This is a genomic window from Salmonella sp. SAL4457 (genome assembly GCF_046548235.1).
In the GTDB taxonomy this organism is placed as follows: Bacteria; Pseudomonadota; Gammaproteobacteria; order Enterobacterales; family Enterobacteriaceae; genus Salmonella; species Salmonella enterica.
In genome coordinates, this window is the sequence record NZ_JBGDZO010000769.1 from 1 (window position 1) to 259 (window position 259).

The following is a 259-nucleotide window of genomic DNA, read 5'->3' on the forward strand; positions in this document are numbered from 1 at the left end:
GGCAGCAGCTTGAACAGCAGGCCGTCGAAGCTGGCGGAAAACAGGCCGAGGCTGAGGTTGTACAGCAGGTACCAGGCGTAGGTGGCCTCGCGCAGCGAGACGAAGAGGAACAGGTTGTAGCAGAACAACCCGAACAGCACCCCGTAGAAGGCCCCGTTGAAGCCCATCAGGGTTTCCTGGCTGGCCGCGCTGGCCGCGTAGGTGCTGAAGTACAGCGGCAGGTAGACGGTGCTGGTGCTCTGCACGCGCAGCAGCAGGG

The 259-nt window shown here is 63.7% G+C and carries 1 protein-coding gene; it reads right to left on the bottom strand.

Annotated elements, in window-relative coordinates; all coding sequences use genetic code 11:
• On the bottom strand, window positions 1-259 hold a 259-nt coding region (locus ACLJNW_RS26235), incomplete at both ends, for a 7TM diverse intracellular signaling domain-containing protein (RefSeq protein WP_410961511.1).